Source organism: Archangium gephyra, assembly GCF_049060025.1.
Classification (GTDB): Bacteria; Myxococcota; Myxococcia; order Myxococcales; family Myxococcaceae; genus Archangium; species Archangium gephyra_A.
In genome coordinates this window covers 1-12,350 of sequence record NZ_JBMEQQ010000001.1, presented here as the reverse complement: position 1 = coordinate 12,350, position 12,350 = coordinate 1, and the positions used below count along the sequence as shown (strand labels likewise).

General features: G+C 70.1%; 10 protein-coding genes and 1 pseudogene. 9 read left to right on the top strand and 2 right to left on the bottom strand.

Annotated features, from left to right (window positions below):
- Positions 1–1,950: 1,950 nt before the first annotated feature.
- From ACN28I_RS00055 to ACN28I_RS00045, 3 genes are all read left to right on the top strand, one after another.
- Positions 1,951–2,346: a hypothetical protein gene (locus ACN28I_RS00055; protein WP_420940159.1), complete on the top strand. Its 396-nt coding sequence runs from the start codon at positions 1,951–1,953 to the stop codon at positions 2,344–2,346.
- Entirely contained in the window at positions 2,343–2,525 is a 183-nt protein-coding gene (locus ACN28I_RS00050) for a hypothetical protein (protein ID WP_420940158.1), read from the top strand. The genes ACN28I_RS00055 and ACN28I_RS00050 overlap by 4 nt, the downstream gene beginning before the upstream one ends.
- A gap of 374 nt (positions 2,526–2,899) precedes the next feature.
- Positions 2,900–3,232 carry a hypothetical protein gene (locus tag ACN28I_RS00045; protein ID WP_420940157.1) on the top strand — a complete coding sequence of 111 codons (333 nt, stop codon included), beginning with the start codon at positions 2,900–2,902 and terminating at the stop codon, positions 3,230–3,232.
- 1,404 nt (positions 3,233–4,636) lie between these two features.
- Here ACN28I_RS00045 and ACN28I_RS00040 read toward each other — a convergent pair.
- Positions 4,637–5,200, bottom strand: coding sequence for a hypothetical protein (locus ACN28I_RS00040; RefSeq protein ID WP_420940156.1), 564 nt, complete (start codon positions 5,198–5,200; stop codon positions 4,637–4,639).
- Between the two features lie 1,541 nt (positions 5,201–6,741).
- On the opposite strand from ACN28I_RS00040, the gene ACN28I_RS00035 reads away from it, so the two are divergent.
- The 6 genes and pseudogenes from ACN28I_RS00035 to ACN28I_RS00010 all read left to right on the top strand — a co-directional run bounded on the left by ACN28I_RS00035 (position 6,742) and on the right by ACN28I_RS00010 (position 11,450).
- Positions 6,742–7,194: a hypothetical protein gene (locus ACN28I_RS00035; RefSeq protein WP_420940155.1), complete on the top strand. Its 453-nt coding sequence runs from the start codon at positions 6,742–6,744 to the stop codon at positions 7,192–7,194.
- Positions 7,191–7,730 carry a methyl-accepting chemotaxis protein gene (locus ACN28I_RS00030; protein ID WP_420940154.1) on the top strand — a complete coding sequence of 180 codons (540 nt, stop codon included), beginning with the start codon at positions 7,191–7,193 and terminating at the stop codon, positions 7,728–7,730. The genes ACN28I_RS00035 and ACN28I_RS00030 overlap by 4 nt, the downstream gene beginning before the upstream one ends.
- A 181-nt stretch (positions 7,731–7,911) precedes the next feature.
- A pseudogene (locus ACN28I_RS00025) lies at positions 7,912–8,364 on the top strand (cytochrome P450); the annotation flags it as partial.
- Between the two features lie 85 nt (positions 8,365–8,449).
- On the top strand, positions 8,450–9,121 hold the full coding sequence (locus tag ACN28I_RS00020) for a cytochrome P450 (RefSeq protein ID WP_420940153.1): 672 nt from the start codon (positions 8,450–8,452) through the stop codon (positions 9,119–9,121).
- A gap of 31 nt (positions 9,122–9,152) precedes the next feature.
- Positions 9,153–10,223 carry a terpene synthase family protein gene (locus tag ACN28I_RS00015; protein WP_420940152.1) on the top strand — a complete coding sequence of 357 codons (1,071 nt, stop codon included), beginning with the start codon at positions 9,153–9,155 and terminating at the stop codon, positions 10,221–10,223.
- Positions 10,224–10,397: 174 nt separating this feature from the next.
- Positions 10,398–11,450 carry a hypothetical protein gene (locus ACN28I_RS00010; RefSeq protein ID WP_420940151.1) on the top strand — a complete coding sequence of 351 codons (1,053 nt, stop codon included), beginning with the start codon at positions 10,398–10,400 and terminating at the stop codon, positions 11,448–11,450.
- Between the two features lie 354 nt (positions 11,451–11,804).
- Here the strand turns inward: ACN28I_RS00010 and ACN28I_RS00005 are convergent.
- A partial coding sequence (locus ACN28I_RS00005; protein WP_420940150.1) for a cytochrome P450 occupies positions 11,805–12,350 on the bottom strand: 546 nt, incomplete at its 5' end.

Sequence of the window (12,350 nt, the reverse complement as noted above, 5' to 3'; positions counted from 1 at the left end):
CCAGCCGCCCAGGGTGCCTCTCGCCCTCGCGCGGATGCTGCTCGCCGCAAGCTGGCCGAGGCCCGTGCCCGCATGGAAGGGCAGGCACGCCAGGGCATCGAGATGGACGTCGGCCCTCCTTCAGGAGATCGACGTGCTCGACTACCGTCCGTTGGGCAAGGGCCGAGGTGCTGGAGCTCCACGGCCAGCTCACGGCCACGCCGGCAAGTCGAAGGAGGCCGAGGACATCCTCACCGCCCTTGGGCCGCCGAGGCCGGCCGCGACGATGAGACGGTGGCGCGATGGGTCCTCCTCGAGGATTCCGTGGGGATTAGATGGCGCGGGTGGGAGAGGCGGATCGGCCGCCCAACACGCCCGGGCCGTGGTGGAAGCGGTGGAAAAGGCTTCCCGGCCATCGCCGACCCATCCCCACCGCTGCCGGCTGGGAGGGGTGCGGCTGGTGCAGGGCAAGCTGGACCAGGCGATCCCCGAGCTCTCTCCAGGGCCTGGAGCTGTCGCGCAAGACGGTACGGGCTCAAGCCCGCGCACCTCCGGATTCCTTCCAGCCTGGGCCGGGTCCGCTCCCGCCAGGGATGGCCCGCGGGAGGCGCTCGCGCTCTACCGTCAGGCCCAGGAACGCCGCGCCAGCGCCTCGGGGTTCCGACCACCCCGCGCTCGCCCTCAACCTCAGCAGCCCCGCCATGGAGCCTGGCCGGCCCGGACGGCGCGAGGAGGCGGTCGCCGCCTGGCGCCTCTGGCGCTCCTGGAGACGTCGCGCTCCCCGACGATCCCAGCCCCGGCTGCCCACACCCGCCGGGCGGCCTGCCGCGTGCTCAGGGCCGGCTGGACGAGGCCCGCAGTACCTCCAGCGGGCGCTCGCCATCCTCCAGCGACACGGGGCTGCATGCACCCCGACCCCGCCACCGCGCCGTGCGCCTCAGCATGGTGGCCGACCACGACCAAAATGGCAGGAGGCCGCGAACAACCTACCAGCGGGTAGGGCGCCCTGCAGCGACATCCAGGAGCGCGCGCTGGGTCTGCATTGGGAGCGGACCGCCGCGCCGCTGATGTACCTGGGGCTCGTCCAGCACCGGATGGGCCACAGCCTGACCAGGCGCGCCGCCGCGCGCCCTGGGCGGTGGAAAAGGAGAACGGCCGCATAACCCCACGGCCGACACAACGCTGGCTGCCCTGGCCCGGGTCGAGCCGACGGCGGGTTCGCCCGAAGGTGCTCAAGCACCGCGAGCGCGCCCTGGGAAGGTCATGCAGCGTGGACGTGACCGAGCGCCGGCACCGCTGGTGGATGTCCACGCGGATCGCCGAGGCCGGCTGGCGCTCGGTGATGCGGAGCAGGCCGTGCCGTTGCAAGAGCGTGCCCCGCGGCTCTCACGCGCGGGCCCCGAGGGATCCGCTCGACGAGGCCTGGGGCTCCTTCCGCCTGCCCGGCAACTCCAGCGGGTACAAGCGGCCGTGGAGCTTGCGCCGCCGCGCTGGCGGAAGAGGCCCGGACCGATACCCCGCAGGGCACGCGGGCGCGCCTGGAGCTGAAGCAGGAGATGGACTGGCAGGACCTGCACCCGGTCCGCTCCGTGTGGCCCAGAAGGCGGGCACGCCATGAGCGAGCCCCGGGAAGCGGATTCCCTCGCGGCGCTCGCCTGCGGGCCCAGGTACGCCGAGCGGGAGCGCCGGGATGGAGGCGGCGGAGGGCCTGGAGAACGACCCGCCGGGGAGCTGCTGGAGAAGGGGAGGAGAGCGTGGCCCGCCGTCAGCTCACGGCGGAGACCTTCGTGCGGCACCTGGCGCGGCACCTGCCCGCGGAGGGGTCACCAAGGTGCTGCGCCAGCTCCATGGGGCCGATTCTGTACCTCGCGTGCGCCTGCGCGGTGGGGGAGCGCCAGGCCCTGCTCGCCTTCGAGCAGCAGGTCCTCCAGAAGCGCCCGCGCCGGCCTGGGGCAGGTCTCCGCGTCCACCGTGGACGAGGTGCTGCAGGTGATGAGCAAGTGGCTGCTGCTGGGCCGGGGCGACACGCCTCCGAGGATCGCCCACTACTCGGGCCGGGGACCGCCGCTGGCCTGGGTGCGCATCATCGGGGTGCGCATCGTGGGCGAGCTGGCGAGCCAGGACGAGCGCCGCGACCCTTCCACGAGCCGCCGGAGACGCTCGCGCGGATGCTGCTGGACTACCGGGAGAAGGAGCTTCCTCAAGGAGGACTCACGCCAGGCGCTCGTCACCGCGCTGCGCACGGCCCTGCGCCATGCCCGAGCGGGAGCGGGCCCTGTTGCGCCTGCACCACATCCATGGCCTCACCATGGACCGGCTCGCGACGATGTACGGCCAGCCCCTGCTCCAGCATCGCGCGCCGGGTGATGCAGGCCCGCGAGCTGTCGCCGAAGCTCACCCGGGGGGAGCTGGCCTCCCGGCTGAAGCTCGAGGGCTCCGAGCTGGAGAGCCGGCCGGGCCTGGTGCGCAGCCGGTTGGATCTCAGCTCCACCGGTCGACCGGCGGATTCAGATGGCAACTCCAGCCGCGTCGCGCGGTGCAGGTAAAGCGCCCTGGTCCCTGCTGGAAAACACCCCACATGGCCATCGAGTTCACCGTGCGCAAGGAGATTGCCGCGTCGCCGCGCAAGCGCGGGTCTTCAGTGCCTTGAAGGACCTGGACGCCGCGAGACAGCGGACGCCGACCTGGCGGCGATCCGAAGCTCTCGCCCGGCAAGTTCGGCGGGGCACAGTGGCGCCAACGCGGCGCATGTTCGGCAGGGAGGCCAGCGAGTCCTTCCAGGAGCTGCCTCGACAGCTGCAACCCGGTCGAGCTGTACGTGGACGGGACCAGGGCAGCTCGAAGCGCGGGCATCGCCGCTTCCGCGACCGGCTCGAAAACGCGGCGGGAAGATGGCCACGATGGAGGCGGAGATCGGCGGATGGGGTTCCTCCTGGAGCTGTTCGGCCGGCTCATGCTGGGCAGCTTCAAGAAGGCCATCGTCTCGGACCTGGAGGCGATGGTGGGCTACCTCGAGGGCCCCGAGAAAGGCCTGAGCCCGCCTCCGGCGCTCCACGAGCACCGCGAGCCCGAGCAGCCCCAGGGCGCCGAGGGAGAGGAGCGCCCCGAGCCCCAGCCGCGGAGTGCGGTAGGTGAAGGAGACGCGGTGGGTGCCCGCGGGCACCCGCACCCCGCGCACCGCAAGGGGCGGGCAGGATGGGCGTGGGCTATCCGTCCAGGGTCGCGCTCCACCCGTCGGAGCAGGCGTCGTTGAGCACCAGGGCCGCCGGGGTGCGTGCCTCCACCTCGAGCCGCCAGGGACTCCGGCGCGTAGTGGACGATGCGCACCTGGCCGGGCTTCCGTGGCGGGAGGTGACCGGCGCGAGGCGTGCCGGGCGGGCACTCAACACGGCCTGCTGGCCGGGGCGGAAGGAGCGCACAGCACGAGGGCACGCGCGGCGGGCTCGTCCGGCACGCAGACGGGCGTGGCCAGATAACACCAGGCAGCGTGTCGGGATTGCGCACAGCACCACGCCCGCCCCCACGCGGGGCTCCTCGGCGAGGATGACCTCCCGGTTGCCGGAGAATCTGCTGATAGGCCCGCGCATTCAGGGCCAGGTAGCGCACGTGGTAGAGGCCGGAGAAGCGTCCCACCCAGAGGCTGGCGGAAACCCGGGTGTGGCAGCCCGGCCATGCGCGCGGGAGGCGGCGGGGAGGTAGGGCCCGGCGCTCTCCAGGTGCCAGAGGGCGGGCGTGTCCGGGGAGAGCCCCACGGCGAAGTTGAGGGACATGAGGTCCACGGGATGGAGTCCCTCGGGCACGTGGCGCGGCGACACTCATCCGCGCCCCCAAGACACGACGCCGCACCGGGCCGGCGTCCGCCTCCTGCTTCAGGCGATTCCTTCCCCGGGTCGGCTGCTTCAGCACGTCCGTGAAGGTCGCATGGTGGGTGCCCTCGTTGGCCTGGTAGAGGACGGCGAACTGGAGCCCGAGGATGGCCGCCGCGCACCGGGCCGGGGGGAGGGCTCGCGCCGACCACGCCCATGAGGCCGAGCGTGATGGCGCCCACCCCGGCGGCCTGGATGGGTGCCGTGGAGCACCTCCAGGATGGTGGGATCCGCCCTCTTCCAGAGGGAATGGACACCCCACGGGAGAACAGCCCCAGTGCCACTCGCCCAGCGCGAGCAGCCGCAGACCCCCGCGAGGACGACCCGGCCGGGCGAGCGCCTGCCACCGAGGGCTCGCGCAGGACGGGTTCCAGTCCGGCCCCCGCGCCGAGGGCGCCGGAACAGGATGTAGGGCAGCAGCTTCTCCGGGTAGCGGAAGGCGTTCCAGAGGGGAATCCACTCGTAGAACCAGCGGTAGAGCGGCACCTGGTGCGCCATCGTCAGGGCGAGGATGGCGAGCGTGACGCCGGACACCTTCCACGTCAGCGGGTGGCGACGCCAGATCGACAGGGCGCCTCCAGCAGCAGGACGGCCGGGAGCCCCATGTACACCGAGGACACCCAGAAGCCCCCCATGCCCGACTTGAACAGCTCATCGGCCATCACGCTGGAGGCCGCCGTCCCCGACTCCGGGTCGAGGTAGAGCGCCCCGAGGGCGACTGAGCAGCCGCAGGGGATGGAACAAGAAGTAGGAGGCCCACTGGAGCGTCGGGGCGCTGGGCCAGGCGTTCTTCACCGTGGTGAGGACGGGGGGATCTGCACCGCGGACAGCAGCGCGCCGAGCACGAAGAGCAGGCCAGCCCGGGGCGCGGTCCGCAGCGCGCCCGCGCGATCCGGGCGCAGCAGCACGAGCACCAGCAGCAGGCCGTTGCACAGGGCGAAGCTCTGGGCATCCCCGCTGAGGAGGACGAGGCTCAGCGGCAGCGCGGCGGCGGCGGCACGGCCCGCCGAGCGCGCACGCAGGAAGCGCTGGGCGCCCCAGAGGGCCCAGGGGAAGGTGCTGGCCGCCAAGAGGTAGAGCAGGTTGTTGCTGATGCCCACCATGTAGCCGCACAGCGCGTAGGTGAGCCCCGCCAGCAGCGCCGCCCACCGGCCAGGCCCCAGAGCCGGGCGAAGAGGTAGGTACCGCCCAGCGCCGCCACGTAGGAGAGCAGGGTGATGACCTTGAGCGCGCTCCCCACGGGCAGCAGCCATCGCAGGTTGGCCGGGTGGAAACGCCCCGGAGATGAGCATGCCCGGGTAGGGCTGACCCAATGCGTTGTACGGGTACCAGTCCCGGAACTGGAGCCGCCACACGCGCTCGGCCCAATACTTCTTGAGTGGGTAGTAGACCGGAGGATGTCGCGCGAGGCGAAGATCTGCTCGAGAAGGTGGCCGGGTGGAAGTAGAGGAGGGAGGGCGAAGATGGCGGCACCACCGCGAGGCGCGGCCTGCCTGGGAGAGAGGCATGGGCTTGCGGCGCCCGACCTTGCCAGGAGCGGTCGATGGACGGCAACGAGCTCCTCGGCGCCGCACGCGGTGAGCGAGCCCGCGCCCGTTGGCAAACCCGCCCGTTTCACATGAAGCCGCACGCCCGCTCTCCAGGCGCCCAACCGCTCCGTTGTGCACCAGCAGTGGAAACTTGCGCGTCCCCGAGCACAATCCGGCCTCTGAATCAAAAACCCAGGGGGTCTGGCCGCTTCTTTTCCTCCAGCAGGTGCACTGCTAGAGTGCACACGGAACTTTCGTGAGGACGAGGTAGGAATCTTGCTGGATGGAAGAAACACACGGACGGCACTGCTAAGGACACGTCAACTCCGAGCCCTTCCAAGTGGGTTCGCGCTCCAACTGACTCTTCCACCTGATCTGACATGCCCGGTCGTGACCACACACCGGCCGCGTACTCCACGGGCCGCGCCGGCTTCCCGGATGGCCACTCTCCTCCGCCCTCTCCCCCTCTCCCCGCCCGTCCCGTTCATGACCGCGCGGTCCCGTCGCCCTCTGACGTCACCGCAGGAGCCTGATTCCCATGTCCTCCTCTCTCGAGCAGGCTGATCTCAAGAAGCTCCCCGTGCGGCTGGTCATCGCCGCCAACTCGAACTCCTATACCGTTTTTCCCGCGCTGGTCTGGTGGGGCTGATCACCGGCCTCAACAAGAACGAGGCCAGCGGCGCGTCGATTTGGGCCTGCCCGTCGCCGGCATGTTCTTCGCGGCCGTGACCCTACGTCTTCATCGAGGCTTGGTGGAGAACGCCTTCGCCACCAATCCCGGTGAGCGCGCCAGTGCGCGCCTGGAGCGCATCCTCAAGATTCCCCGCCATGGAGGTCGGCCTGGCCATCGGGTCCGTGCTCTCCATCCTCACGGTGACGGCCGCGCCGGTCGTCCGCTTCGGCAAGAACCTGTCGCTGATTCCCTGGACGCTCGTCGTCGATCTCGCTGCTGGTCTTCCTGCTGATTATCGGGCTGCGTCCGGGTTGGGAGCGCATCCTGCGTCCCTATGCCCTCGCGGAGTTCCACAAAAACCCCAGGCCATTCCGCAGGGCAGCGGCATCTTCTGGGTGCGTCAGCGCTGGTACCTGCCATACGCCTTCGGCGTCTTCGTGGCCTGCACCATCGCCACGGTCACGAGCGTGCTGCTGCGCGAGGGTTACAACAACTGCCTCCACCTGCGTGAGCAGACGCCGGCCTGGTCACCCCCCGACCAGTTCCTCTCCCTGCTGACGGCGCCGTGGCGAAGATGGTCAGCGACGCGCTGCTTCCCCTGGCTGTGCCGGGTCCTACGTGCTGGTGAGCGCGGCCATCTCGGCCCTGCAGCTCGCCCGGCACCTGACCGAGGCCGCGCGGAGCGTCAACCACCGTGGAGGCGCTCGCCGCCGGCGAGCCCATGCTGCCCGAGTGGTCGTCCACCGACGAGATCGGTGACCTGGCCGCGGCCACCGCCCGGGCGTTCGGCCGCCAAGGCCTTCTCCGCCTCGCTCCGCGAGCCCGCGGACGCGCTGCGCCGCCCGCCGAGCAGCTCGGCATGTCCACCACCAAGCAGACCGAGGTGCTCACCCATCAGGCCACCGCCCTCCAGGAGGCGCAGGTCACCGCCCAGGAGATCGAGCAGACGTCCGCGATGGCCGGCCAGAAGGCGGAGGGCGTGCTGCGCCATACCGAGCGGGCCGATGATATCAGCCGGGTGGGCGAGCCGGCCATCCAGCAGAGCCTCGACGGCCTGCAGGACATCGTCACAGGTGAACGAGATGGCCGGCGCATCCGCACGCTCGACGAACGACCCGGCAGATCGCCCGCATCACCACCACGGTGAAGGGCCTGGCGGACCAGTCCAACATGCTCGCGCTCAACGCCGCCATCGAGGCGGTGCGCTCGGGCGAGCACGGCAAGGGCTTTGGCGTGGTGGCGCGTGAGATCCGCACGCTGGCGGATCATCCATCACGCCACCCACAACGTGAGCGTCACCTCCAGGACATCTCCGAGGCCATCCGCACCACCGCCGCCATCACCGAGGAGGGCTCGGCGAAGGTGGGCACCAGCCTGGGGGAGATCCGCGAGTTCGGCGAGACCCTCCAGCAGTTGTCCAGCATCGTCCGGGACAACGCGCAATCCGTGCGGCAGATCACCACGGCGGTCAATCAGCAGGGCACGGGCATCACGCAGATCTTCCAGGCGGTGACGGATCTGTCGACGATGATGGACCAGACCATGGCCCAGTTGAACACCTCCATGAGCGCGGTGGACCTCGTCCGGGACGTGTCGCACCAGGTGGCGGCCATGTCGGGCGAGAGCCGGTCGTCCACCGCCCCCCGGCCGGTGGCTCGCGGAACCTCCGTGGAAAGCAACTGAGTCCGTCCCTCCCCCCCACACCCCCCGGAATCCGCCATGCCCCCCCCGTACAAGCCCGTTCCCCGTTTCCGTGAGCCGTTGTTGGTTGGGAGCTGGTCGGCCTTCAAGGACGACCGCATGGGGTTGCCGCTGCGGGTGGCCCGGGAAGTGCGGCGAGTTCGGCGAGTTCCGGGTGGGGCCCATGCCGCTCTATCTCGTCAACAGCCCCAAGATGCTGCACGTGGTGCTGTCCGAGAAGGCCGCGGTCTTCAGCCCGGAGTCCTTCGCCAAGAACTTCACCCCTGTGCTCGGCCGCACCGCGCTGCCGGCCATCCACGGGGAGCGGCACCGGGAGATTCGCCGCATCATGGCTCCGGCCTTCACGCCCAAGCGGCTCAACGGCTACTGCGAGCAGATGGTGACGCTCACCGACGAGGCCCAGCGCACCCTCGCGGATGGTGCGGACGTGGACATGATTGCGGCGACGCACCGGCTGACGCGCGACATGATCGCCAAGGCCGTCTTCCTCATGGACATCAACGAGGAGGACAGCTTCTTCGAGGCCCTGCGCACCGTCGCGGAGTTCATCGCCGAGAGCACGGCCAACCCGCTCCGGCTCCCGCTGTCCGTGCCCACGCCGAAGAACAAGCTGGTCCGCGAGGCCATCGCGTTCATGCGCGGCCGGGCCCAGAGCCTGATCGCCCTGGGCCGCGAGCGCGGCGACAAGGGCGACGTGCTCCATGCTCCTGCTGTCCAAGGACGAGGACGGGGTCGGCTTCGACCTGGAGGAGCTGCTGGACCAGGCCCTGACGCTCTACCTGGCCGGCCACGAGACCACCTCCAACGCGTTGTCCTGGCTGTGGCTGGCGCTGGCCCGGTTCCCGGACATCCAGGCCCGGCTCCATGCCGAGCTGGACAGTGTGCTGGGCGGAAGGCTTCCGACCCATGCGGACCTGCCCCGCCTGCCGTACACGCTCCAGGTCATCAAGGAGTCGATGCGGCTGTTCCCGCCCGCGAACATCTTCGGCCGCGAGCCCACGGAGGACATCGAGGTCGAGGGCTACGGGCTGCGCAAGGGGCAGGTCCTGCTCATCTCCCCGTACGTCATCCACCGGCATCCGGAGTACTTCCCGGATCCGGAGCGTTTCGATCCGGAGCGCTTCACGCCCGAGAACGAGAAGAAGCTGCCGCGCGGCGTGTACATCCCCTTCAGCAGCGGGCCCCACGTCTGCATCGGCCAGCACTTCGCGCTGATGGAGATGCAGCTCACGGTGGCGCACATGTGCCAGAACGTGAGCTTCTCGCTCGTGTCCGACCAGCCCGTGCGCCCGCTGACGGCGTCGACGCTCGCGCCTTCTCCGTTCCTGCTCAAGGTGAACCGGCGCAGGGCCGCCATGGCGCTCGCCTCCTGATCGCCGGCGGCGTTCCCCCCCTCGGAGCCCCATGTCTTCTCAAAAAGAGAGCGCCCTTCGGAGCAAGTACCTCGAGGGCTTGCCCGACAAGGGCGCGCACGTCTTCGCGCTCACCCAGGAGCTCTCCGCCGCGCTGCGCCCGTGGATGGATCGCCACGATCGCATGATCTCGCTGACGACGAGCCGCGACATCATGCGCAACGCCCGGGCCAAGCAGCTCTGCCTGACCCTGGCCGCCGCGGCCCCGTTCCTCGACGTGTCCCGGCTGATGCCCGCCACGTGCATGGGCACCTGGTTCTTCGTCGTGGACGAGCTGACCGATGAGCACGGGCTGACCTCGTCCGCCCAGTGGGGCAAGCTCGTGGGCCTCCACGCGCTGTTCTCGCCCGGCCGCCAGGACGCCATCGACACCCAGGGGGATGAGCGGCTCGCGCCCCTGCTCGAGGCGCTGAGCGACCTGCGGGGCCTGCTGCGCCAGTACCCGATCTTCGAGACGTTGAGCCCGGAGCTGGCCAGGGCCCTCGAGGAGGGGCTGAGCGGCATGCGGGCCGAGGCGCTCTGGAGCGCCGGCTCCTCCGATGCGTCGCGGCCCTCGTTCCCGAGCCTCGAGGAGTACCTCGAGAAGGGCGCCCTGCAGACCACCGGCGTCATCCCCGTGTGCCTGTGCATGATCAGCGCGATCGATGATCCGTCGATCCGCTCCCACCTGCCGCGGCTCCTCGAGATGGCGCATCAGGTGGCCATCTGCGTGCGTCTGGCCAACGATCTCCGGACCTACGAGAAGGAGCTGGCCCAGGGGAAGCTCAACGCCCTGGGAATCGTGCAGCAGGTGCTCCTGAAGGACGGCAAGGCGCCCGATGCGGCGGCGGCCCTGGCGCTCGCCCGTGAGGCGGTGCAGGACAAGCTCTCCCTCACGGTGAAGCGCTGCATGGAACTGGGCGGTCCCGAGAGCAGAGAGAAGACGCAGACGATGCTCCCCGAGCGTTTCATGATCAACCTCGTGGCCTTCGTTTGCGACTTCTATACCCACCACGACTATCACCACGTTCTCGTGAGGCAGGATGGCAATGAGCTCGACGCAGGCACTTCCTCTCAATCCTGATCAGAACCCGTCAGGGGCTTCCAAGGCCCTGACGCCTGCCGCGAAGATCATCCTGGAGGATCTGCGAGGACTGATCGCGGACCTCGGCAAGGACGGCGGGCTGTCCAATGGCTCCGTCTACGACACGGCCATGGTGGTGCGCCTGGCCCCTCCGAAGAGGGTCCCGAGGCGGCCGTGGAGTGGCTGCTGCAGCAGCAGCACGCCGATGGTGGCTGGGACAACCCCAAGGTGCTGCGCGCGCGCGACATGCCGACGCTCGCCGCCGTGCTCGCCCTGCACGTGCGGGGCAAGGACGAGCGGGCGAAGCGGGCCGTGGAGCGCGGGTTGGAGTTCATCCGCCAGCAGCGCCCCTACTGGACGGTGCTGCCCGAGGATCTCCTGGTGGGCGTGGAGATGAACCTGCCGCGGCTGCTGGATGCCGCCGTGGACCTGGGCCTGGACGTCCCGGTGGACCAGTACGCCGCCGTCATCGAGGATGGCAAGCGGCGCCGCGAGAAGCTCGGCCGGCTGAAGCAGTTCTTCCCCGGCACCCCGCCGGCCCTCACCTTCGAGGGGTGGGGCACGGAGCCGGATCCCGCGCTGATCGATCCGGACGGCGGTATCGGGCCGTGCCCCGCGGCCACCGCCGCCTGCGATCGACCTGGCCAGGATCGTCCCGAGCTGCAAGAGCACGTCGCCCGGGCGCGGCGGTACCTGAAGGCCTCCGAGGCGGGCACGGATGTCCGCCTTCCGGGCGTGGTGCCCGCCACCTGGCGCATCGATCCGATCGAGCAGGGGTGGGGCCTGTTCGCGGTGCTGTGCGCCGGCCTGCTGGATCACCCGCTGCTGGCGGATGATGAGAATGTGCAGAAGCACCTCGACGTGCTCGAGAAGGCGCTCTCCCGCGGCGGCATCGGCTTCACGAAGTACTTCATGCCCGATGGGGACGACACCGCCGTCGTCCTCGCGGTCCTCACGGCCGCGAAGCGGCCCGCGGACATGAAGATCCTCAGGCAGTACGAGCGTGGGCAGCACTTCTTCACCTATCCCCAGGACGCACCCCTCGCTGACCACCACCGCGCACGCGGTGATGGCGTTGAACCTCGTGGGCGAGAACACGGAGCAGTGGGTGCGCGCCATGCTCGACATGCCGGCGCGCGGACGGCCGCTCGGCTGCTGGACAAGTGGCAGATCTCCTGGCTCTACACGACGGCCCAGGTGATGCTCTCCATTCCGATCCCCACCTGATGCGCAACTCCGTCGAGACCCTGCTCATGAGCAGAAGCAGGACGGCGGCTGGGGCGCCGCCGGCCACACGACGACGGTGGAGACCGCCTTCGCGGCGCTCGTGCTCCACTCGCTGCGAGGCAGGGCCTCCACCAGGAGCGCATCCACGGCGCGCTGGCGCGGGCCAACAAGTACCTGCGGAGCAACTACCGTCCGTTCGTCCTGAACCAGGAGCCCTTGTGGATCGGCAAGGCGCTGTACTGCCCCTTCCGCATGGATCGCGCCTTCGAGCTGAGCGCAATGCTGGCGCTGGCGCTCGCGGAGGACTGAGCGTCACGGCGGGCGCTCCGGCGGGGACCCGGGGCGCCGACGCGCTCACCACCGCACGTGCATGGAGTCGAAGCCGCGGAAGATGAGGCTGCTGCACTTGTGCCGCGGCGGCCGCTCCGGATCCAACCGCAGCTCGGGCATCCGCTGCAGGAGCACCTCGAGGGCGATCTCCAGCTCGCGCCGGCCAGGCCCGCGCCCAGGCAGTGGGTGCGGGCTGAAGGAGAACGTCAGGTGCTTCTGGTGGAGGTGGTCGCGGGTGATGTCGAAGCGATCCGGCTCGGAGAACACCGCCGGATCCCTGTTGGCGGCGGCGATGCCCATGAAGACCACGTCTCCCTTGCGCAGCGTCTTGCCGCGGAGCTGCATCTCCTCGCCGACGATCCGGTAGTGGAAGGGCACCGCCGGGCGGTAGCGCAGCGACTCCTCCACGGCCGCCGACAGCAGCTTGGGATCCTGCTGGAGCAGCCGGAGCTGCTCCGGGTGCGTCAGCAGATCATGGATCAAGTTGCTGAGCTGATCCGTGGTGGTCATGTGCCCGGCGTTGAGCATGAGGATGGCGTTGGCCACCAGCTCCTCCATGGTCATGCCGGG

Coding starts and splice junctions, on each gene's coding strand:
- ACN28I_RS00020 (WP_420940153.1), top strand. CDS start 8,450: ATGCTCCTGCTGTCCAAGGACGAGGACGGGGTCGGCTTCGACCTGGAG.
- ACN28I_RS00015 (WP_420940152.1), top strand. CDS start 9,153: ATGTCTTCTCAAAAAGAGAGCGCCCTTCGGAGCAAGTACCTCGAGGGC.
- ACN28I_RS00045 (WP_420940157.1), top strand. CDS start 2,900: ATGGGGTTCCTCCTGGAGCTGTTCGGCCGGCTCATGCTGGGCAGCTTC.